Source organism: Undibacterium sp. WLHG33, from assembly GCF_049544815.1.
Lineage (GTDB): Bacteria > Pseudomonadota > Gammaproteobacteria > Burkholderiales > Burkholderiaceae_D > Undibacterium.
In genome coordinates this window covers 2,820,014-2,842,710 of record NZ_CP186697.1, presented here as the reverse complement: position 1 = coordinate 2,842,710, position 22,697 = coordinate 2,820,014, and the positions used below count along the sequence as shown (strand labels likewise).

The following is a 22,697-nucleotide window of genomic DNA, read 5'->3' as shown; positions in this document are numbered from 1 at the left end:
AGAATCAGTTTTCAGGAATTTGCTTCCTTTGTAAGCAAGGCAAAAATTTTCCAACTTCGGCTTCCAGCAGCTGAAACATATTCCGGATTTGCAGCAGTTGCTTTTCCTTAGACAGGATTTCAATCCTGTCCGCCAGGCTTGCAACCGGGTTATTGCCAAAATAGGCCATCGCACCTTTCAGTGTATGTGCAGCAATCGCGACGTTCTGAAATTCCTCTCCATCTAATGCAACGGCAATCGCACGAACATTGTCTGGTACCGTTTTCAACACACTGAGACCAATAATTTGCAGCGTTGCAGTATCAACTGCATCAATACATGCGACATAATCAAAACCAGCAGTATCTATCTGTGCCAATTGTTGAGATGCATCGTGTGCAGCGGGCACGGTTCTGGTGTTATGAAGCACCTCCGCTATCGCACTCATTAATTTTTCGCTTCTTACCGGCTTGGAAATATAGCCATCCATTCCGGCGTTCAGACACAGCTCCTTGTCTTCGCTCATCGCATTGGCCGTCATGGCAATGATGGGAATATGACCACCGCTGACACGCTCTCTGTTGCGTATATTCGTTGTCGCCTCAACCCCGCCCATCACCGGCATTTGCATATCCATCAGAATCAGATCAAATGACCGGGTTTCGAGTAACTCTAACGCGAGTGCACCGTTGCCACACACTTCAATCTGGTGTCCGGCCTTTTCCAGAATAACCGTTGCAATACGCTGATTAATTTCATTGTCTTCCACCAATAAAATACTCAGGTGGCTTTGTTGTTGCGGCTTCTCTTCCGCGAAAGGTTCTGCGACAGATAAGGCACGCAATTGGTGGTCGGTAAATAATTCCGCAATTGCTTTTTTTAACTCCATCATGGAGAACGGCTTATTCAGATAAGCCAATTTATTTGCCTGACAAATTTCAACATCCTGAGGTGTCAACGCGGAAGTCAGCAACAGTATCTTAGGCGCTCCAGACGGATTCATTTTTTTGCAGGAGTCGATCAGTTCAAAACTACTTTTGTCGGGCATGTGTGCATCGAGCAAAAGTAAATCCACTCTTTGTCCGCCATCGCTAAGTCTGACAAATTCATCCCAGAAACCCTGAGCACCGGAAGCCTGCGCCACCCTCAACCCGAATTGACGCAAAGCCTCCGCCATCAGATTCAGTTGTGTCGCATTATCGTCAGCCACTAATACCTGAAAATCTGAAAATGTTATTTCGTGCAGAGGACGGTTGGCTTCAAAGCTGCATTGAAACGGCAAGGTAAAACTGAATTTACTACCGACACCGACTTTGCTTTCAACCGATAAAGTTCCTCCCATTAATTCCACCAAACGGGAGGAAATGGAAAGTCCCAGACCTGTTCCACCGTATTTGCGGGTAATAGAATTATCCGCCTGCGAAAACAAATCAAAGATGCCTTTGATTTTGTCTTCAGGAATACCAATGCCGGTATCGATAATATTGAAATGCAGATCCGCTTGTCGCCGTTCATGCGGGGTATAGCGTACCTGCACAGTGATCTCACCTTTATTGGTGAATTTAATCGCATTCCCGAGAATATTGAGTAGGATTTGCTTCAGCCTGCCAGCATCCCCGATCACAGAACGGCAAATATCTGACTGAACATCCAGAATCAGTTCCACACCTTTCTTTTCTGCCTGCAACCCAAGAGGTTTGACGACCTCATCCAGCACTTTGAATAAATCAAAATTCAGGCTTTCCAGATCAATCTTTCCTGCGTCGATTTTTGATGAATCCAGAATATCGTTAATCAGCACCAGCAAAGAATCTGCCGACGCTTTGATCATATTCACATATTCTCTTTGCTGCGGATTTAAATCCGTTTCCAGCACCAGCTCGGTCATTCCTATCACGCCATTCATCGGCGTGCGGATTTCATGTGACATAGACGCAAGAAACAGACTTTTGGCGACATTGGCCGCTTCCGCCAGCTCTTTTGCTTTCGTCAGCTCCGCTTCATGCTGCTTCTGCTCTGTCACATCCTGAACAATGCCCATCACACGCATGGATTGATGCTCATCCGGCTTATTCATTTTCCCGATGGCGAGTATCCATCTTTCTTTACCATCTACCGGTCTGATGATGCGAAATTCCCGGCGGAAAGTACCACTGTGCAGGCCAACTTCACGCATCATCCGGCGCTCATCTTCACGATCAGCAGGATGAATCAGCTTTAACCAGGCATCATAGGTTTTATCCGTCCCTGGAAAGAGACCAAATATTTCGTCCATATTTGGCGAACTCTCGAAACGATAGGTTTTCAGATCAAAAGAGTAGCTGCCTATCCGGCCGACCTCCTGCGACTGACGTAAAATTTCTTCCCGCTCTTCCAGCTTTAATTGTGCAGTATTTTTTTCATTAAACGCGCGGAATAAGGTAAAAAACAGCAAGCCGCTGACAAGGCTGAACACAACCGCAATGACGAGGACGTTTCTTTTTGTCACTTGATACGGTGCCAGAATGCTCTCAACAGATTCACCGGTTAAAAAGATCATCTGATATTCAGGCAAATACTGATAACCGTACATGCGCTCGACGCCGTCTATCCTCGAAACACGCTGGTAATTACCATAGCGGGGACTCTGATCGTTGACGAAACGACTGACGTCAACCTTCATTCCCTTACTTAGGTCAATATCCGGCGAGCGGGCCAGCACAGTTCCATTGCTTCTGGCTACCGTAATCACGGCACCGGAATTGATTTTGTCAGCAAACTTGGTGAACATATCAGGACTGACGGAGATCACCAAGACACCATCGAATACCCCGTCTTTGAGAATAGGCCGGGTAAACTGTATCGACCATTTACCGGAAACCTTCCCCTTCAGGGGTTTACTGATAAAAAAAATGTCTTTATCAGGAGCCTGCTGATGGACGCGGAAATGCTCGCGCTCGCTCAGATCAACACGCTCGGAAGGTTTTGCCAGATTAGAAAACTGCAGAATGCCGTCTTTATCAATCACAGCAACCTGAAACGACACATCCTCAATAATATCCTGGCGACGCTGCACCAGCTCGGCGAATGCCTTCCAATCCCCCCGCCATTCTCTGCGAAGATCGAGCAAAACCTCATTGAGGCGTTTGATATTAGACGAAGAATATTCCGCAAAAATTTGCGCTTCTTCAGAGTTACGTAACTTAGCCTCGTTGAATACTGCCTGGTAACTGCGGTTCATTTCGTAGAAAGCCACGAACCAGACCAGAGTCAACATCAGACTGAATAACAAAAAAAGTTGTCGTCGCAAACGCTTCTTTGCCATTTTCATGATGTGTGGTGACCGTATCGTAAGGAGGTAAGACTTATTGAGATGATGTCAGGAATCCGGCGACCATGAGCTGAACTAGCGGTACGACGGCGTTAATCAATGCGACTTCAGCAGCACACAAAACGCGGCTGAATCATGCCGCAGATTAGCATAAAATTTCCGCCTGAAAATGGTGCTTAATCATTATTTACATTCCTTCAGGCAACACGCTGAAACGCACATTCATCGCCGGGCAAAAATGCTGTCACTCGATACCGGCGCCGAGCCTGCGCGCCGCATCGAGTACCGCGATCGCAGCGGAGATGATCTGTTCTGCTTTGTTATGCGTATCACCATCATCGCTCAAAGCTGCAGTAATGAGGCGCGCACTCAGACACAGACGTAAAGCACTGACCGGAATCTGCTGCCAGACGCCACAAGTCACAGGCTGCCCGACTTGCATACGCTTTTCATGTTGCAAGCGGCGGTATACCGTGGTGGTCTGTTCCCGGCTGAGAGGTTCACCGGAGGGGTGATGCAGTACGAACGGAAAAATCGTCGGCCACTGATCCCAGCCCGGCATCGTCGTCAACGCCTGCCTGTCCGGCGCCGGAACCGGTAACAAAGAAAGGTCGGAATGCGTGCCGATATTATGCAATACCGCACGGCGGAATTCCTGAACAAACTGATGGATCGCTTCGTCGGGCAGACTGCGGAATGCCCGTAACTCCACAATCGCTGCAACCCAGCGCACCAGCAGACCACAATTCGCCTTCTTCTGTAACCCATCCATTCCAGACCACGAAGCAGGCCAGTCGGCGCGACTGGAATAAGCATATAAAGCCTCCGGTGCGGTTTGCTGCCTGTATCTGATTGCTGCCGCTTCAGGGAAAAATAAGGCGCCGGAAAAACTGGGACCGGAAACAAATTTCGACCCGGTAATCGCCACCAGAAATTGCTGTTCCAGATAAGCATTCAAGGTCGCGTTGGTCAGCCGGAACTGGCAGGCATCCACCAGAACCTCCAGCTGATAGGGATATCGCTTTCGTAATGCCAGTGCACACGTCACAGATGGCCCTATCATGCCGGTCTTGGTCACATCGGCCAGCACCAGCAAAACGCGCTTGTTATGACCACAGGCTGATGTAATCAACGTTTCAACCTCGCCATCAATATCTGCTGCAGCGCGCGGCGTTCCATCTGCCTCACGCAAAGCAATTCTGACTAATTCAGGCGCGTCAGCATCACCTGCGCTCTGCCCCGCACAAACCGGGACACCGAGCGCGGAACAATCACTGAAATGCAAGCCCTGCAGCGCCGCTGGCACTGAGCTTCCGGTCTCGCCTGCTTCCACCATTACGATCATCGAAGGACCAGATGTTGCACCGGTAAATAGCTGCGATACCATTAAATGCAAATCGGTGCCGGACGCCGCAAACACCACATCCACCGCATCACTGGTCTGGCACAACTGTTTTAATTCCTGACGAAGACTCTGCATTTCCTGCGCATACAAGGCGTACAGCGAAGACGGTGCATCGTCGAGAGTCGCTTGCACGATTTTCTGATAAACGTGATTAGCCGCCGCAAAACCACGCTGTGAAATGGTCGATGCAGTTGCCGAGCCGAACGCAAACATGCTGTCTTCTGCACTTTGCGGCTCCACGGTACAGCCGTATTTATTCACACCATGTGTATCCAGCGCGATGCGCGAATCACCGCCATCCACCAGCAATTGGGCCAGCGACGGAATCTTCGTGTCAGACGCGTATGGAGGTCTCACAGCGGATGACATAGCATCGTTGCTCATGCGTCGCCTGAAGGCTGCACACTCAATGCGGTGGCAGATGCACGCTTGATTAACAAATCTCTGAAGGCCGCAAACAATTTTTTCATCGTGGCCTGTTTATAGGGAAACATCTCCACCGGGTCCATTGCATGTACGATCATGTCACTATCGACTTCAAATATCAGCAGCTTGCCGTCTGGCGTTTCACCGCAGTCGATGCCGACATAATCTAACCCCAACTTATCGTAGATCTCTTGCAACGCCTGCTTGTGACGCGGTACAAATTCCGTATCGAAACTCGCCATAAAGCGCTGTTCTTCGGCACGCTTTTCAGCGCTTTCCGCCATACCGGCGTTCAGATAGTGAATCATCCAGTGCTGCGAAATTCCCATGTGCGCAATATACGGTTTGCCATCGATCAGCATGACGCGGTATTTTCTGAACTGGCCATCGGCGCTGCGATAGTCAACAAAGCGGGCGATGTAAAACTCGTCGCTCTGAATTTCCTGCAGATAGGCAGCGATTTCTGTTGGCGAAATCAGCTTCTCAAGGCCATGCCCCGCATGTGAATCGAGCGGTCGGACGATGATAGGAAAATCATCGCCGGGCAATAAATCGCTGATGGCTAACTCGCCTCGCCCGAGTTGTTCCAACATCTGACGGCTGATCCGGCGCGACATCGGCATTTCCACGCCACGCGCTGCTTGCAGTTGCAGATATGCGCGATCACGTCCCAGATGGGCGATACGCTCCGGCTGATTAATCACAGGGCGCGGCCATTGCGAGACAATTTCCTGCAAATCCAGCAACAGCGTATGCTTGGCATCGGCCTCACCAATCGCCACAAACATCACATCATGGTCAGGCAATTGCTCCAGTGCAGGAATACCCTGCCCCACATACAACAAATCCAGATCGATATCCGAATCTTCCACCAGAAAATCAACCGGCGTATTTGCCATCAGATCACCATCGGTCAGCAGCGCCAGCAATTTGATTTTTGCCGGATGTGCTGCCGGCACAGAATACAAAGGCTGCTTTTTTAATGCTTCCATTTGCGTGCTCGCTGCCAATTCCGCGTGACCGAGCAACAGCAGCACCGTCGATAAATCCAGCATCGCATTCGCATCATCGGGATACTGCTGCGCCCGCGCAATCAAACTGTTTGCCAGCGGTTTTAAATCTTCCCCCGCAAACGCCCGCCGCATCAAAGGCGCGAGGCCAATGTAAGAACTTTGTTGAGAACTTCGCTGCACTTCGTTAAGAGTCGTCATATCTGAAACCAGGTTTATTGTGCGGTTTGCGACAGCAAGTCGCCCTGCGCAATGGTGGCATTAATCAGAGCATCGATATCTTCAGCCCGCGTGCGGTGATTCACGATCGCCGCGCGAATTGCCAGTTGCCCGCGAATGTATGTCGTTGATGGCGCGCAGATACCGCCCTCATGCAAGGCGACGACAATATCGCCATTCAGTGCATCCAGATCTGCACTACGCTCGCTGCGATAACGGAAGCAAACGATATTGAGATTCACCGGTGCAAGTAATTCCAGCTTGGGATGCGCCTCCACCGATTGTTTCAGGTATTGCGCTAATTCACAGGTATGCGTAATCACCTGCCCCAGACGCTCGGTGCCATAGACCTGCAGTGTGAACCATGTTTTTAATGCGCGGAAACCCCGCGACAAATCCGGACCGAAATCACAAGGCCACGGCGAACCGCCTGCCAGCCCGCGGGTCTCACGCCGCAAATAGCCGACCGGCGCGACGAACGTCGCCAGATGCGCCTCGCTGTCTCTGACCAGGATAAAGCCGGCATCGTAAGGCACCTGCATCCACTTGTGAAAATCAAACGCGACTGAATCCGCGCGTTCCAAGCCAGCCAGACGCGGTGCCAGCGCAGGCGACAACATCGCCAGTGCACCGAAAGCGCCATCAATATGGAACCAGATTTTTTCTTCAGCAGCGATATCGGCAAGCGCAGTCAGATCATCTATCGCACCGACATCCACCGAGCCGGCAGTACCTGCAATAAAAAATGGCGTCAGCCCGGCTGCACGATCTGCCGCAATCGTCTCGCGTAATACAGCGGTATCCATTTCAAATTCGCTGGTCATAGGAATCATACGCAAGGCATCTCTGCCTATGCCGGCAATATCCATCGCCTGCGCAACGCAACCATGCGCGCCTGCCGAAGCGTAGGCGACCAGACGTTGCGAGAACGACGCCAGACCTTGTTTGCGTACATCCGTCCCCAGCGCCACCGAACGCGCCACCAGCACGGCGATAAAATTCGCCATCGAGGTCCCAGTCACAAACAAGCCGCTCGCGCTTTCCGGAAACCCGAACAAGGCGCTCACCCAGCGACTGATCTGACGCTCAACTTCAATCGGAATATGATTCCGTCCGCCGAGATTCGCATTCAGACCGGCTGCCAGCATCTCTGCCAGCGTACCGACCGGATTACCGCCGCCCTGCACCCAGCCCATAAAGCCGGGATGACTGTTCCCGACCGAGTAAGGCAAAATATCCTGCATAAACTGCTGATGTACCGCCGCCAAATCTCCCTCGCCGGTCGGCAAGGCTTGCCGGAATTTTCCGCGCACCTCATCCGGAATCGGCTGCCACACGGGCCGCTCACGAATATGCTCGGCATAATCCAGAATATCGTCCAGCATCCGATGTCCCTGGGCACGCAGCGCGCTCCAGTCGTCCGGGTCCAGCGTTGCTGAATCCAGGGTAGGTAAAGTTGGTGTTGCCATCATCTGTTCTTCAATAAAGATTGTTCTGATAAACGCATTATCTCTGAGACTCGCCGGATTTAAGCCAGAAACAAGCGATCTTTTGCATTCTTTATCGAAATCACGGCAAATTTCCCCTGATTTTCACCGTCACATGCTGACAATTGACGCTGCCGCCTCAGGCAGACACTCTCGCCCGGCACATCCCGAGCGCCTGCGATCAGCTGTTTTTTATCTGTCAATGAAGAAAATATACTGGGGGGAGTATTTTTAAACATCCTTATTTTATGCAGAGAATAAGATGTTTTTGGCACATACTCCCCATTTTTCAGGAAACCAGGATGTACATATGATTGAAAGTCGGCTGAAACAGATAAAGATGCGGCGCGGTCAAGCTGCAGTAAGAGGCACCAAACAATAGGGCCTGACCAGCGAATGAATCACTACATTAATCCATTGATCCATGCGCCAGGTTTTCCGGAAACAATTGTCATCATCATGGAAAGAAAATAAACCGCGATACCAGAGAGGCTGCGTTGGCGCATAAATACGCCGGAATGTGCCGCGGTTCTGATGTGCAATACCTCAGCAACCGGATGGATTTTTTTTGTCAGCACGTTGCAGACGGGTTCACTGCAACGTGCAAGCTGACTGAAAAAATGTGTGTTTATTGAATCAGTCTGGTGCCAGAGACGCGCGGTTGCGCAACCGCCGCACCGGATCGATGAATACGGGCTTGCGATGCAGCATGCTGCGTTGTCTGGGTGTGATTCAGCTTGAACACGGCCACGGTCTCGGCTAACTGACTTGCCTCATCGCGCATTGATGCCGCGGCGGCGGCGGCCTGCTCGACCAGAGCGGCATTTTGCTGCGTGACCTGATCCATCTGATTGATCGCAATATTAACTTGCTCGATACCACTGCTTTGCTCCTGACTCGCCGCCATGATCTCTGCCATGATGTCGGTCACCCGTTTCACGCTGGTGACGATTTCCTCCATCGTCGTACCGGCTTGTTCAACCAGCTTACTACCGGCATCGACTTTTTCTACCGAATCGCCAATCAGCGTCTTGATTTCTTGAGCTGCAGTTGCAGAACGTTGCGCGAGATTACGTACTTCGCTCGCAACGACAGCAAAACCGCGGCCTTGCTCACCCGCACGCGCCGCTTCGACCGCCGCATTTAACGCGAGAATATTGGTCTGAAACGCGATACCGTCAATCACCGCAATGATATCGACGATTTTTTTGGAGGAACCATGAATCGAACTCATGGTATCAACCACTTGCGACACCACTTCGCCACCTTTGACAGCAACACCCGATGCAGTCACGGCCAGCTGATTCGCCTGTCTGGCGTTATCCGCATTTTGTTTCACGGTCGAGGTCAGTTCTGACATCGAGGTCGAGATATTTTCCAGCGACGTCGCCTGCTGTTCGGTGCGTACAGATAAATCCTGATTGCCGGAGGCGATTTCTGACGATCCGGTTGAAATCGTATCCGTGGTACTGCGAACGCGGCCAACGATACTCACCAGACTGTCACGCATTTCTTTCATCGCCGACAGCACACTGGTCTGATCACGCGCATCCACCTGAATTTCAATGCTCAGATCGCCAGAGGCAATACTGCGGGCAATCGCGCTCGCCTCTTTCGGCTCACCACCTAATGCTCTGGCGATGTTGCGCGCAATCAGCGTCGCGACGATGCCACCCAGCACAAGTGCAGCAAAACAGGTAATCAGCATCAGGGTTTGAAAGCCACCCGCGGTGGAACGGGCAAGCGTTGATTCCTGACGATTCAGATTTTCTTCAAAATCAATCAGTTTATTGATGCGGCTTAGCCACTCCACAAAAGCCGGGCGGGCTTCACTCAGCATGATTTGTTTCGCCTGATCCAGATCACCAGCGCGGCGCAACTCAATCACTTTCTTAATCATCGGCAGTGTTTTTGCCTCGATCTCTTTGATGCTTTCTAAAATTTTCTTTTCTTCGCTGGTGATGTCTTGGCGCTCACTGAACATTTTGTCCAGCGGTGCCGCAGACTTATCGTAATCAGCGGCCAAGCTGCTGATCGTCGCCACGACAGCGTTAAGCTCAGTATCGTTTGGCACCAGAATCACGTCACGCAGAGCGATCGCCCTGTCATGCACGCTGCCGCGAAAATTAATCGCATACCGTTGTTTGACGCTGTTCACATCACCGATCGTCGTCAATCCGACGGAGATGGAATTCACCTGCACAATCCCGACGATGGTCAGAACCGTCATCATGGATAACACCAAAGCAAACCCCAGACCTATCCTGGCCTTGAGCGTAAGATCGCTAAATACGTTTGTACTCATCATGCCTCTGTATCATTAATTTTTATCGGGAAAACCTGAATGACATCGCAGCACTCACTGTGCGAGATGTGCCGGATGTGATGACATTAAATAAGCCAGCTGTTGGCATCAGCCTGGAAACGTCAATGGAAGCAAATTTTTCAAGAAAATTTTTGTCTTGACATTTCCCGCCATTAAATTGCCAGGCGGCAATGTATCATCATTACAAAGGCTATGCTGACGACACCCAATTGCTTAAATTTTTGTCTTTAAAAATGACTAACGGCACATGTTTTTCAATAAAAAACAGTGCCATTTTTTACTTATAAATGAGGGAAATATACTGAGGGAGAGTATTTTTAAACGCCCTTATTTTCCGCTGAGAATAAGGCGTTTTTGACGCATACTCCCCGATTTTTGCAATTTATTTGGTTTTGGAAGGTCGAGTTGATATGCAGAGAAGGCGACTGCGAAAAATTCTATTCAAAATCGAAACATGACTGCCAATTATCAGCAATAAAAAAAACCCAGCAAAATGCTGAGGTTTAGAAAACCTACATACGCACGAACGCATCGTCAATGTGTCAAACCTGCCCACCCACACCCTTGAACTTCTCAACAAAGGCAGCGATCTTCTGAAAGACCGTCTGCTTCTTGGTCTTGAACTGTGGGTTCAAGGGGCTCATCTTGGGCAGCACCGCGTTGAGTTCGGTGCCGTTCTCGCTCGCGAATTCCCGCTTGAGTGAGGTGGTGATGTAGCGCTTCGCAGCCTCGGCGTTGAGGCCTTCAGCCGTGATCAACTCCTGCGCTTCACGTTGCAGCTCCGCTTGAGCGAACTTGAAAAAAGCATCGATCACGCTGGCCTTATCGTTGATCTGGTCCAGATCGGTCTGATTGATGAAATCCACCAGCAGGCTTTCCTTGGCGCGATTGCCAAGGCTGGCACGAATTACCCGGCGCACCTCATCCACCAATTCCGATTTGCTCTTGATATTCTTGTTGTGCTCGAAGATCAGTTCAAGGATGTAGTCCAGGTTGATTTCCTGTGACTTCAACAGGTCCACCTCAAAGACCACATCATCCCAGTCGATGGTGGATTTATTCTTCTCGACCCCTGCCTTCTCACGGCGTAGCCAGTCGCGCACGTCGTTGTAGGTGGAGCGATAGTCCTGAACCTTGCGCTCGGACGGCAGAGTGATGGCTTGCAGCGCGGTCAGATCCTCATCACTCAAGTAGTGCTTGGCCTTGAACGCTTCAACTGCGGCGGGATTGGCCAGATCGACGCTTTGCAGCTCCTTCAAGCTGGCGAACTCATCGTAGTTTTGCAGAATATTCTCGACGCGCAGGTACTCGCCAAACAGCTTGGCGAAGGCCTTTTTGTCGGCTTCCTTTTCAATGGCTGCGGGGTCGGGGAAGCGCGCTTCCAGTTCCTTCACCACATCCATGAAACCCCGCCGCGCCTCACCGGTGGCCGCGTCGGTGAAGCCTTCCATGTATTCCTTGTAGCTCTTCTCAAGCACCACGTTCTTGGTGTTCTTGTCACCGAACAGGGTGATGGCATCAATGGTTGCCTGCTCCAGGTCGCGGAAGGTGACGATGTTGCCGAAGGTTTTGGTGGCGTCAAAAATGCGGTTGGTGCGCGAATAGGCCTGCATCAGTCCGTGGAAGCGCAGGTTCTTGTCGACAAACAACGTGTTCAGCGTGGGGGCATCAAAGCCGGTCAGGAACATACCCACCACGATGAGCAGATCGATTTCCTTCGCCTTCACCTGCTTGGCCAGGTCGCGGTAATAGTTCTGGAAGCCGTTACTGTCCACGCTGAAGTTAGTCTTGAACAGCGCGTTGTAGTCGGCGATAGCCGCGCTCAAGAACTCCTTTGCGCTGCTATTCATGGCAGAGACATCAAAGCTCTCGTCCTGAATTTCGCCAATCGCATCCTGCTCTTCGTTGGCGGCGAACGAGAAGATGGTCGCCACTTTCAGCGGTTTGTCGCTGCTCCTCTGCAAGTCCCTGAAGCACTCGTAGTAAAGCTTGGCAGCATCCACGCTGCTGACGGCAAACATGGCGTTGAAGCCCTTGTTGCCCGCATGCAAGCGGTGGGTCTTCTGCCGGAAGTTGTTCAGGATGTACTGGGTGATTTCGCGGATACGATCCGGGTGCAGCAGGGCTTGCTTGTTCTCGGCTGCGCTCAGCTTCTTCTCGTCCTGCTCGGTCTCGATGGCCTTGAACTGTGGGCGCACATCGTTGTAGTCCACCTTGAACTTCAGCACCTTCTCGTCACGGATCGCATCAGTGATCACGTACGAGTGCAGCTCACGGCCAAACACGCTGGCCGTGGTCTCAGCGCCCAAGGCGTTCTCCGGGAAGATGGGCGTACCGGTGAAACCGAACTGGCAGAACTTCTTGAACTTCTTGTTCAGGTTCTTCTGGGCTTCACCAAACTGGCTCCGGTGGCACTCATCGAAGATGAACACTACCTGCTTGCCGTAGATCGGTAAATCCGCCTCGCTCTTCATCAGGTTGTTGAGCTTCTGGATGGTAGTGACGACGATCTTGTTGTCGTCCTTCTCTAGGTTGCGTTTCAGACCTGCCGTACTGTCCGAGCCGTTCACACTGTCCGGCGAAAAGCGTTGGTACTCCTTCATGGTCTGGTAGTCCAGATCCTTGCGGTCCACCACGAAGAACACCTTGTCGATAAAGTCCAGCTCCGTGGCCAGACGCGCGGCCTTGAAACTGGTCAGCGTCTTGCCGCTGCCGGTGGTGTGCCAAATGAAGCCGCCGCTTTCCGTATTGCTCCAGTTTTTGGCCTGATGACTGCTCTTGATCTTCCACAGAATACGTTCGGTAGCAGCGATCTGGTAAGGCCGCATCACCAGCAGCGTGTTGCTGACATCGAATACCGAGTAATGCAGCAGCACATTGAGCAACGTGTGTTTCTGGAAGAACGTGGCCGTGAAGTCCTTCAAGTCCCTGATCAGCGTGTTGTCCGCCTTCGCCCAGTTCATGGTGAAGTCGAAACTATTTTTGTTGCGCTGAGTCGTGTTGGCGAAGTAGCGGCTGTCGGTGCCGTTGGAGATCACAAACAGCTGTAAATACTTGAACAAGGAATGCTCGCTGTTGAAGCTCTCCTTGCTGTAGCGGTGTACCTGATTAAACGCCTCGCGGATCGCCACGCCGCGCTTCTTCAATTCCACCTGCACCAGCGGCAGGCCATTGACCAGAATCGTCACGTCATAGCGGTTGGCATGACTGCCCGTCTGCTCAAACTGTTTGATCACCTGCACCTTATTGCGAGTGACGTTCTTTTTGTCCAGCAGGTAGATGTTCTGGATACGCCCGTCGTCAAAGACAAAATCGTGGATGTAGTCGTCGTGAATCTTGCGGGTTTTCTCGACGATGCCATCGCTGGGCTTGTCCAGCCAGGTCTCGACGAATCTCAGCCACTCGCCGTCAAGAAACTGCACACCGTTCAGTGCCTGCAATTGCACGCGCACATTGGCCAGCAAGGCTTGCGGGTTATTTAATGCCGGTACAAATTCATAGCCCTGATTCTGCAAATCCTGAATCAGCTCGCCTTCAAGGTCGCTTTCACTCTGGTAGCCCTCTGCGGCTTTCCATTCACGGGCGTACTTGTCCAAAACAATGAAACTGTTGGATTCGGCGATGGTCTTGTAGTCACTCATTCTGATTGCTCTCATCGTTGTGGATCAAAGCGGCCAGCTCGATCTCGATCTCTTGCACGGTGCGGCTCCAGCCATGCTCGGCACAGACCTGTGCATACAACAACACCAGATCCACCGACTTCACCTTGGCCAGCAAGGTGCGCACATGCCCCCAGGGCAGTTGTCCCACAGCCTGTGGGACAACTTCAAACTGTGAACCGAAGAAGGCATAGAACTGCCGCATGGCAAACAGGCTGCTGCGCGAAAAGCCCTTCATGCCGGGGTAGCTGGCCTGCAGGTCTTGCGCCATCTGCTCTACCACCGCCGAGCCCCACGCCCGCTCGCGCTGCCAAGCGTCCAGCTAGCTGGCGGCCGATGTCCCAATACAGGCCGAGCAGCTCAGCATTTACCGCCAGCACCGCCCGCGTCCGGGAAGTCTGGATGCGCTGCTTGATGGTCGCCAGTGCCTGGCGGTAATCGGTGTGTTGGGTGATGTCGCTCATCTCAAACCTCTGCCGTTTCTGCCGGCTTGGGGAAGCTCAGCAGCAGATCGCGGTAGTAGGCGTATTGCTGTTGGCGCAACTCGATTTCGCGGGGAAGGCCTTCGGTGATCGATGTGGTTAGCGTGTCGAATTTGTCGAGCAGCATTGCGATAGATTTCTGTCGCACAAGCGTTGGAATAGGTACAGGGAGTGTTTTGATGATATCTGCATTTAAGTTGCTGACTGATCCGCTGTTGATTTTTCCGGCCCAGTAGTTTTGGACGGTGTTCGACGATAAATAGTGATACAGGAAATCGGAATTTAAAGCACCAGAGAATTTACTGATCGACGCCCAGCCGTCATGAATCGCTCCACTGATTTCAAGAATGTACGGCCTGCCGAAGCTCATTGAGTTGGAAAGGATGAAATCGCCTTTCTCAAGAATTCTGGAACTTTTTGCCCCTTCTTTTGTGATCTTTTGAGCGGTTTCGTAAACGTACTTTGATCCCGGCGACGTGTCGCCGATTTTGATCCATGGAACGCCGTCGGGGTCATCGGTAATGAACTTTGCGATCGGACGAGGTGAGGCGCCACGTTGCACCACCGCAATCTCCCCCAAAGGTCTCCACTCCACCTCCCCCCCTTCAAAACTCAACAACTGGTCGCGGTAGTAGTTGTATTGTTTTTTGCGGGCGGTCAGCTCGGCGGTCAGCTCGGCGGTCAGCTCGGCGAAGGCGTCCAGGATGCGGACGATTTCGGCCTGGATTTCCAGCGATTTTTTGGGGTTATCGGGGCAGGGGATGGGGACTGGCAGCATCTCCATTTCACTTTTACGAATCGAGGGAACCGCCCCAGAATCATTTGCAAGTGTGCTCAGATTAATCGTTTGCATCCAGTGATACAGAAAACGGGAATTAACCTTCTCTCCAGCAATCAAGCCCATGACATTGTTGTCGTAGGCCGATGGCATTGAAAGAAGGCGCTTCTTGTTTGTGGCTACAGCAGCTCCAATTTTCGGAAAAATCACAGTACCTTCTGGTGCTGGCTTAATCCCAAGCTTTTTTATAGTGTTTGCATCAATGTAATTATTGGCAGTAACCATCGTTGTTTCATTTCCAACGATATTCATGTCACTAACTTTGTAGAATGGATAGTCGCCGTCAGCATGCCCTTGATAGGCGTTAGGAAAACCCCAGCCGCTTCTAACTTCAGCCACCTCCCCCAATGCCGGCCACTCCACGGCCACACCGTCCAACAGTTTGTCCAGATAATTGATGCCGCTCATGCCTCCAACTCCTCGCCTTCAATCTCGGCAACGATGGCATCAATGTCCCTGCGAAGCTGGTCAATTCTGGCCACCGTGGTTTTCAGCTCTGCGTTGAGCTGGGTGATGTCCACTACTTCGCGGGTGTCGCGGGCTTCGATATAGCTGCTGACCGACAGGTTGTAGTCATTGGCCGCCACCTGCTCCAGCGGCACCGACTTGGCAAAGTGCTCGACGTTTTTCTTGCTGTCGAACACGGCCATGATTTCTTCGATGTGCGCATCCAGCAGCACGTTGTTATTGGTTTCTTTTTTGAATAGCCCGCTGGCATCGATGAACTGAGTCGTCGTGTCTTTCTTGTTTTTCGCCAGCACCAGAATGTTCACCGCGATGGTGGTGCCGTAAAACAGGTTGGCCGCAAGAGAGATCACGGTTTCGACGTAGTTGTTATCCACCAGATACTGGCGGATTTTCTGCTCAGCCCCGCCCCGGTAGAAGATGCCGGGAAAGCAGACAATCGCAGCGCGGCCTTTGCTGGAGAGGTAGTTGAGCGCGTGCAATACAAAGGCAAAGTCGGCCTTGGACTTGGGCGCGAGCACACCAGCGGGGGCAAAGCGTTCGTCGTTGATCAGCGTGGGGTCGTCGCTGCCGATCCACTTCACAGAATACGGGGGGTTGGAGACAATGGCGTCAAATGGTTTGTCGTCGCCAAAATGCGGTTCACGCAGAGTGTCGCCAAGCTGGATGTTGAACTTGTCGTAGTTGATGTTGTGCAAGAACATATTCATCCGCGCCAGGTTATAGGTGGTGTGGTTGAGTTCCTGCCCGAAGAAGCCGTCTTCGATAATGTGCGCGTCAAAGTGCTTTCTGGCCTGTAACAGCAGCGAGCCCGAGCCGCAAGCCGGGTCATAAATCTTGTTGACGCTGGTTTGCTTGTGCATCGCCAGCTGGGCAATCAGCTTGGACACATGCTGCGGCGTGAAGAATTCGCCACCAGATTTGCCAGCGTTGGCCGCGTAGTTGGAGATCAGGAATTCATAAGCATCACCGAACAGATCGATGTGGCTGGCATCGAAACCGCCGAAGTCCAGCTCTGACACTCCCTTGAGCACGGCAGCCAGACGGACATTCTTGTCTTTGACGGTGTTGCCCAAACGGTTGCTAGTGGTGTCGAAGTCTGCAAACAAGCCCTTGATGTCCTGCTCGGACGGATAGCCGCTGGCCGAGGCCTCAATGGCCTTGAAGATGTTGGCCAGATCGGTGTTCAGACTCTCGTTGGTGTTGGCATTGGCAGCAACATTAACGAACAGCTGGCTGGGGTAAATGAAGTAACCCTTGGTCTTGATGGCATCGTCTTTGGCCGACTCGATGTTCGGATCACTGTCTGCCATAGCAGCGTAATTGACGGCAGGGTCGCCGCCGGTGATGTAATCAATGAAGTTCTCGCTGATGAAGCGATAAAACAGCGTGCCCAGTACGTATTGCTTGAAGTCCCATCCATCGACGGCACCACGGACGTCATTGGCGATTTGCCAGATACGGCGTTGCAGTTCGGCGCGTTGTTCGGTGCTGGTCATAAATCTATCTCTTTTTCAATATTGTATTTAGAGCCATTTTATCTTACGAATGAAGTTGGCTCGAATTATGTGTTGCCATTTAACTAGCGACGCTGTTTTGATTTGGTTTGATCACTTTCGATAGGAGTCGTTTTCAGGTGATCGCGTCAGCGAACACCTCTGCAAGTTTATTGATGTTTGCCGGCATTTCTTCTGTACAAGGAATGCCGAAACACCTCGTCGTCGCCCCAACTTCATCGGTGAGAAACAAATGAAAAAGCCCTTGAAAATCAAGGGCTTTTCTTTGAATACTGGCGGAGAGAGGGGGATTCGAACCCCCGATACCTGTTACAGTACGCCTGATTTCGAGTCAGGTACATTCAACCACTCTGCCACCTCTCCGGCTTTGGTTGTTCGCTATAAAACGAAGCCGCTGATTATAGCAAAGAAATCTTTGCTTTCCTAGCAAAGTGCGATTCGATCACGCATCCATTTGATGGCTCTTACTTTCAGGACTTACGCAAAGTTGCCCCGGCAAGGCATGGCGACGAAGACAGTACGAATAGTACGGCGAGGAGCCATAACGCCGCTGGGGCGGTTTTGCGTCAGTTCTGATTTTAATTTATTCCCACAAAGCAATAATGACACGCGCTTGTCATATCAACTAATTATATTGTTGCTATTGATTGTTTTTGCGTCTGCAGCCTGAAAAGCCAGCGGCGCGTTTTTGGGAAAGCCGCCAAATGAACAGCGCAGCGTCTGAGGAAAGAATGGCCATCGTGCATCAGCACCTGGCAACCGCCAATATTGCCGCCGGTGCGCCGACGGGTGATAACGATGCGATGACGCTGGCGCATTTGCAGCGCATCATCGAACAACGCTCGCTGACGGCGCGGTTCCAGCCTATCGTTGAAATGCAGAATGGCGATATTCTGGGTTACGAAGGCTTGATACGCGGCCCGTCTGACAGCCCGCTGCATTCACCGATTAATTTATTTAAAGCGGCGGCGGCGCATAATTTAACGGTCGTGGTCGAACATCTGTGCCGCAAGATCGTGCTGGAAGAATTTTTCGCGCAAAATCTGCCGGGCAAACTGTTTCTGAATGTCAGCCCGGAATGCCTGATCCAGCGCGATGTACGCTATGGTGAAACGCTGGATTACATTCATCAGTTGGGCGTGAATCCAGAGCGGGTCATTATCGAGCTGACCGAATATCAGCCGACGCATGATTACGCTTTGCTGTCGGAGGCGGTGGTTCATTATCGCAGCATGGGTTTTGAAATTGCGATTGATGATCTGGGCGAGGGCTTTTCGAGTCTGCGTTTATGGTCGGAATTAAAACCGGATTACGTCAAAATCGACATGCACTTTATCCAGGGCATCGATCATGATCCGGTGAAGGCGCAGTTTGTCCGCTCGATACAAAGCATTGCAGAGAAATCGGCGACGCGGGTAATTGCCGAGGGCATAGAAACGCATGCGGAATTGCTGATGGTGCGCGATATCGGCGTGGCTTGCGGTCAGGGCTATCACATCGCCCGCCCTCACCCGACGCCAAGCAAGGCGATTCCGGCGGAGGTGGCAAAGGCACTGGTGTCGCATCATCAGCATCTGTCGCGCCGGGCCTCGGGCTTCTTCGAGCAAACCGCGGCCGTTGAAAAAATTCTGAAAGAAGCTCCCTCGATACCATCGACCATGCTGAATAATCAGGTCGATGATATTTTTCTGCAGAACCCGAAATTACAGATGATACCGGTGGTCGATCATGGCACACCGATTGGCATCATCAACCGCTATCACATGATTGATCGCTTCGCGCGCCCTTATCAGCGCGAGTTGTACGGCAAAAAATCCTGCAAGGTGTTTATGGACCCCAACCCGGTGGTCGTCGATAAAAACACCAGCATGCAGGATGTCAGCCATATCATTGTGGAAGCGAATCCTGAGCATCTGATCAACGGCATCATCATTACCGATCAGGGGCAATATCTGGGCATTTGTACCGGGCCGGATCTGATGCGCGAAATCACGCAAATGCAGATTACCGCTGCACGTTATGCGAATCCGCTGACGCAGTTACCCGGTAACGTGCCGATTAATGAACACATTGATCAGTTGCTACAAAAACAGCAGAGGTTCAGCGCCTGTTATTGCGATCTCGATCATTTCAAGCCGTTTAATGACGTGTATGGTTACCGGCGCGGCGACGATATTATTCAGATGACAGGCGATGTACTGAAACGGCATTGCGATTCGCAGATGGATTTTATCGGCCACATCGGCGGCGATGATTTTATTATTCTGTTTCGCAGCGATGACTGGGAGCAGCGTTGCAGCGATATTCTGCAAAGCTTTGCAACCGAGATTCAGGATTTTTATAACAATGAAGACCGCGAACGCGGTGGTTATCTGAGCGAAGACCGGCAAGGTAAAAAAGTATTTTATCCGCTGGTGAGTCTGTCGCTGGGTGTGGTCAAATCCAGCCCGAATCAGTTTTATTCGCACCACCAGATTTCGATTGCCGCCTCTGAAGCGAAGAAACAGGCGAAGAAAATTCACGGCAACAGCTTGTTTGTCGATCGCCGCTCAGAAATGAAACAGGCATAAAAAAATCCCGCGTCTTTGCATTCGACGCGGGACTTTTTTCAAGATCAGCTCAGTTCATCAGCCATCTCGGCTTCATTAAGCTGCCGGCACTAATTTTTCCATGCCGCCCATGTAAGGACGCAGCGCTTCCGGAATCACGACAGAACCGTCCGCTTGCTGGTAATTTTCTAACACCGCCACCAGCGTACGTCCCACCGCCAGGCCAGAGCCATTCAGCGTATGCACCGCTTCCGGTTTGCCCTGCGCATTGCGGAAACGTGCCTGCATGCGACGTGCCTGAAAGGCTTCCATATTCGATACCGATGAAATTTCGCGGTAAGTATTTTGTGCTGGCAACCAAACTTCCAGATCGAAAGTTTTGGTCGCGCCAAAACCCATGTCGCCGGTACACAAACTGACCACGCGATATGGCAAGCCCAGCTTTTTCAGAATCGCTTCGGCATGACCAACCATTTCATCCAGTGCTTCCATGGATTTTTCCGGATGGACGATCTGCACCATTTCCACTTTGTCGAACTGATGCTGACGTATCATGCCGCGTGTATCACGGCCATAGCTGCCCGCCTCGGAACGGAAGCACGGTGTATGCGCGGTCATCTTGATCGGCAAGGCATCTGCCGGAATGATTTCATCGCGCACAGTGTTGGTCAGTGTCACTTCGGATGTCGGGATCAGATACAGGATTTCGCCCTCGCCGTCTTGTCCGCCTTTTTTGACAGCGAACAAATCTTCTTCAAACTTCGGCAACTGGCCGGTACCGCGCATGGAATCAGCATTCACCATGTATGGCGTGTACATTTCCGTGTAGCCATGTTCGACAGTTTGCGTGTCGAGCATGAATTGCGTCAACGCACGATGCAGACGCGCCATGCCGCCTTTCATGACCGAGAAACGTGAACCGGTTAATTTGACTGCGGTATCAAAATCCAGACCCAGTGCAGAGCCGATATCAACGTGATCTTTAATCTCGAAATCAAAGACAGGCGGTGTACCGACTTTACGGATTTCGACGTTCGCGGTTTCGTCCTGTCCCACGACCACAGATTCGTGCGGCAGATTCGGTATCGTCTGCAAGAATGCCGTCATGGCGGTCTGCACTTCTGACAGACGCACCTCTGAGGCTTTCAATTCGTCGCCGATGCCGCCGACTTCGGCCATCACTGCGGAAGCATCTTCGCCTTTGCCTTTGAGCATACCGATTTGTTTGGACAAGCTATTGCGCTTGGCTTGCAGTTCTTCGGTGCGGGACTGGATCTGCTTACGTTCACCTTCGAGTGCGTTAAACGCATCGACATCGAGTTTGAATTTACGGGTAGCAAGACGCGCGGCAACAGCAGCGATATCTTTACGCAGGAGTTGAATATCTATCATAGTGATCTGATACGAATAAGTGGAATGAGCTAATCGGCTATTGTAGCAAGGGCGGGCGAATTTCCCTAAACTTATAGCATGCGACCGCGACTGAATTTCAACGCCAGCCAACGCATGTAAATGCAAATAATGGGGAGTATATGAGCAAAATCAGCCTATCTCTATACAAACAAAGGGGGATAGGCTGGCAAAAAAAGATACCCCGGGGAGTATATTTGAGGCATTTTTCTGCTTTTTAAGCGATTTCTGAACGTTTTTTTACTGCGTTTTGACGTTCGCAAATGCGCTCAAACCTGATCAAGCGCATCAGCAAATCGACGGACGCGGTTAAATGCCATCCGCCTCGTCATCCAACCGCCGCAGATACGCCAGCTTTTCTGCAATTTTGATTTCCAGTCCGCGCGGTACGGGGTGATACCAGGATTCGCCTTCCAAGCCCTCCGGCAAATAAGTTTCGCCAGCGGCATACGCATCCGGCTCATCGTGGGCATAGCGATACAGTTTGCCGTAGCCGAGTTGCTTCATGAGCTTGGTCGGCGCATTCCGCAAATGTTCAGGCACAACACGCGATTTATCTTTGGCGACCAGCGCCCTGACCGCGTTATAGGCTTTATAAACTGCATTCGATTTCGCCGCACACGCAAGGTAAATCACTGCCTCTGCCAGCGCTAACTCGCCTTCCGGCGAACCCAGACGCTCGTAGGTTTCAGCTGCATCCAGACAGATACGCAAAGCACGCGGATCAGCCAGACCAATATCTTCCGACGCCATACGGACGATGCGGCGCGCCATGTAGCGTGGATCTGCGCCACCATCGAGCATGCGTACCAGCCAATACAACGCAGCGTCCGGATTCGACCCACGCACCGATTTATGCAAGGCAGAAATCTGATCGTAAAAAGCGTCACCGCCTTTATCAAAGCGTCGCAAAGCATCGCCCAGACACTCACTGAGTAACGCAGGATCGACGACAGTCAGATTTTTGGCGGTCGCAGCATGCGCCACGATATCGAGGTTATTCAATAATTTTCGACCGTCGCCATCGGCGCTGGACACCAGACTGGCTTTTGCTTCCGGCAGCATCTGCAGACCATCGAGCTGACGCTCGCAGGCGCGATCCACCATCAGCGCAAGATCATCATCCGTCAGCGATTTCAGCACATACACAGCGGCCCGCGACAGCAAGGCGCTGTTGACTTCAAATGAGGGGTTTTCGGTCGTTGCGCCGATGAAGGTAAACAAACCGCTTTCCACATGCGGCAAAAAAGCGTCTTGCTGGCTCTTGTTGAAACGATGTACTTCATCAACAAACAGGATGGTGCGGCGTTGCGAAGTCGCCTGCAGAATCTGCGCACGTTCAACGGCTTCGCGGATATCTTTAATGCCCGATAAAACGGCGGACAAAGCAATAAATTCGCAATGGAAAGCATCTGCCATCAGGCGCGCCAGCGTGGTTTTACCGACACCCGGCGGGCCCCATAAGATCATCGAATGTGGCTCGCCAGACTGAAACGCAACGCGTAGCGGTTTGCCCTCGCCCAGAATATGCTGCTGCCCGATCACATCATCCAGCGTCGCCGGACGCATGCGCTCTGCCAGCGGCGCGAGCTTCTTACGTGGTCCGTTCATCCTG

General features: G+C 51.7%; 14 protein-coding genes and 1 tRNA gene. 1 reads left to right on the top strand and 14 read right to left on the bottom strand.

The genetic code is table 11. The features are described from left to right. Positions 1 to 4 precede the first annotated feature (4 nt). The 12 genes from ACOTSW_RS12950 to ACOTSW_RS12895 form a co-directional block, all read right to left on the bottom strand. On the bottom strand, positions 5 to 3,283 hold the full coding sequence (locus ACOTSW_RS12950; protein WP_423679488.1) for a response regulator: 3,279 nt from the start codon (positions 3,281 to 3,283) through the stop codon (positions 5 to 7). A 250-nt stretch (positions 3,284 to 3,533) separates the two neighbouring features. Next, positions 3,534 to 5,078, bottom strand: a complete 1,545-nt coding sequence (locus ACOTSW_RS12945) for a hypothetical protein (RefSeq protein ID WP_423679487.1) — start codon at positions 5,076 to 5,078, stop codon at positions 3,534 to 3,536. Further along, positions 5,075 to 6,331 (bottom strand): ATP-grasp domain-containing protein, encoded by a 1,257-nt coding sequence (locus ACOTSW_RS12940; RefSeq protein ID WP_423679486.1) that lies wholly within the window; start codon positions 6,329 to 6,331, stop codon positions 5,075 to 5,077. Before ACOTSW_RS12940 ends, ACOTSW_RS12945 begins: the two co-directional genes overlap by 4 nt. A gap of 14 nt (positions 6,332 to 6,345) precedes the next feature. Further along, complete coding sequence (locus ACOTSW_RS12935) at positions 6,346 to 7,818, bottom strand: pyridoxal phosphate-dependent decarboxylase family protein (protein ID WP_423679485.1); 1,473 nt, start codon at positions 7,816 to 7,818, stop codon at positions 6,346 to 6,348. Positions 7,819 to 7,877: 59 nt separating this feature from the next. Beyond that, positions 7,878 to 8,111: a hypothetical protein gene (locus tag ACOTSW_RS12930; RefSeq protein WP_423679484.1), complete on the bottom strand. Its 234-nt coding sequence runs from the start codon at positions 8,109 to 8,111 to the stop codon at positions 7,878 to 7,880. Positions 8,112 to 8,240: 129 nt separating this feature from the next. Further along, a complete protein-coding gene (locus ACOTSW_RS12925; RefSeq protein WP_423679483.1) occupies positions 8,241 to 8,414 on the bottom strand; it encodes a hypothetical protein in 174 nt (57 codons plus the stop codon). A gap of 50 nt (positions 8,415 to 8,464) precedes the next feature. After that, positions 8,465 to 10,141 (bottom strand): methyl-accepting chemotaxis protein, encoded by a 1,677-nt coding sequence (locus ACOTSW_RS12920; RefSeq protein ID WP_423679482.1) that lies wholly within the window; start codon positions 10,139 to 10,141, stop codon positions 8,465 to 8,467. Between the two features lie 563 nt (positions 10,142 to 10,704). Further along, a complete protein-coding gene (locus tag ACOTSW_RS12915) occupies positions 10,705 to 13,803 on the bottom strand; it encodes an HsdR family type I site-specific deoxyribonuclease (RefSeq protein ID WP_423679481.1) in 3,099 nt (1,032 codons plus the stop codon). Beyond that, complete coding sequence (locus ACOTSW_RS12910) at positions 13,796 to 14,143, bottom strand: DUF1016 N-terminal domain-containing protein (protein ID WP_423682320.1); 348 nt, start codon at positions 14,141 to 14,143, stop codon at positions 13,796 to 13,798. The genes ACOTSW_RS12915 and ACOTSW_RS12910 overlap by 8 nt, the downstream gene beginning before the upstream one ends. Before the next feature lie 143 nt (positions 14,144 to 14,286). Further along, positions 14,287 to 15,549: a restriction endonuclease subunit S gene (locus tag ACOTSW_RS12905; protein WP_423679480.1), complete on the bottom strand. Its 1,263-nt coding sequence runs from the start codon at positions 15,547 to 15,549 to the stop codon at positions 14,287 to 14,289. After that, on the bottom strand, positions 15,546 to 17,105 hold the full coding sequence (locus tag ACOTSW_RS12900) for a type I restriction-modification system subunit M (RefSeq protein ID WP_423679479.1): 1,560 nt from the start codon (positions 17,103 to 17,105) through the stop codon (positions 15,546 to 15,548). The genes ACOTSW_RS12905 and ACOTSW_RS12900 overlap by 4 nt, the downstream gene beginning before the upstream one ends. A gap of 291 nt (positions 17,106 to 17,396) precedes the next feature. After that, positions 17,397 to 17,486 (bottom strand) — tRNA-Ser (locus ACOTSW_RS12895). 440 nt (positions 17,487 to 17,926) lie between these two features. Between ACOTSW_RS12895 and ACOTSW_RS12890 the strand changes: the two genes are divergently transcribed. Further along, the gene (locus tag ACOTSW_RS12890) at positions 17,927 to 19,693 is read left to right on the top strand and encodes a GGDEF domain-containing protein (protein ID WP_423682319.1); all 1,767 of its coding nucleotides are present in this window, start codon (positions 17,927 to 17,929) and stop codon (positions 19,691 to 19,693) included. Positions 19,694 to 19,768: 75 nt separating this feature from the next. Here the strand turns inward: ACOTSW_RS12890 and serS are convergent, their stop codons facing one another. Next, the gene (gene serS, locus ACOTSW_RS12885) at positions 19,769 to 21,064 is read right to left on the bottom strand and encodes a serine--tRNA ligase (protein WP_423679478.1); all 1,296 of its coding nucleotides are present in this window, start codon (positions 21,062 to 21,064) and stop codon (positions 19,769 to 19,771) included. A 327-nt stretch (positions 21,065 to 21,391) separates the two neighbouring features. Continuing rightward, positions 21,392 to 22,693 carry a replication-associated recombination protein A gene (locus ACOTSW_RS12880; protein ID WP_423679477.1) on the bottom strand — a complete coding sequence of 434 codons (1,302 nt, stop codon included), beginning with the start codon at positions 22,691 to 22,693 and terminating at the stop codon, positions 21,392 to 21,394. Between the last annotated feature and the right edge of the window lie 4 nt (positions 22,694 to 22,697).